Here is a 707-nt window from a genome sequence, read left to right as displayed (position 1 = left end):
GCAGTGTCTGCAAGACTCTGCCATACCGCTTTTCGGGAGCTTTCTCCTGTAAGGCGTGCCTAAAGGTGAAAGCGACCCCGGCGAATGGGAGTTGATACTGAAAAGTGTCTTTTTTTAACTAACTATAAAAGTTTCGTCCATCAACAACACTGTGTTAAATATCCACAAGCATGATGTGTAAGTTGTTCATTGGAAAGCGTACCCTAATGGTGATCACAAGAGGTGAGGAATGTACATTTAGGAAAGAAAAAGCGAGTGTTCCGATATTCGGCACTCGCTTTTAAAAGTTATGAGTTCTTGACCAAATCTGTGAAGTTCGACCAGTTCTCCACTTTGTAACCCCTAATGTCTCTGACTGACTTTTTGAACCAGTCTATCCTCGAAAGTGCTTGAATAGCTGCAAACATATTACTCAAATCATCGGACCGTGTCAGATAGGTGCTGCCATGCACCCAATCAAATCCATTTGCTTCGAGTATTTGTCTTATTTCATAGTAGGCGTTATTGTATGGCTCTCCGTAGTATTGCTTTAGGTCAGAAACAACCATATCAAAACTTAATGCGAACATATCATGCAGGTTTAAAAAGTTCTTCACGTCCAAAGAATATAACTCCGTTATCTGTCTTAGCTGATACAACGACACCAACGAACGGATTATCTTTGATATCAATAACTCTTCCATCCACCCAATCGTCCTTCATAGTGA

Annotated in this window: 1 protein-coding gene; it reads right to left on the bottom strand. The window is 40.9% G+C overall.

Translation table 11 applies throughout. The features are described from left to right. Positions 1-287: 287 nt before the first annotated feature. Positions 288-569: an endoribonuclease VapD gene (locus tag HMPREF9304_RS02060; RefSeq protein WP_036926144.1), complete on the bottom strand. Its 282-nt coding sequence runs from the start codon at positions 567-569 to the stop codon at positions 288-290. Between the last annotated feature and the right edge of the window lie 138 nt (positions 570-707).

Source organism: Hoylesella timonensis S9-PR14 (assembly GCF_000762405.1).
In the GTDB taxonomy this organism is placed as follows: Bacteria; Bacteroidota; Bacteroidia; order Bacteroidales; family Bacteroidaceae; genus Prevotella; species Prevotella timonensis_A.
The sequence above is the reverse complement of the archived record's forward strand: the minus strand, read 5'-3'. Positions and strand labels throughout refer to the sequence as shown.

What these genes read in the sequence shown, in the direction of transcription:
- HMPREF9304_RS02060 (WP_036926144.1), bottom strand. Translation starts at nt 569, where the DNA reads ATGTTCGCATTAAGTTTTGATATGGTTGTTTCTGACCTAAAGCAATAC.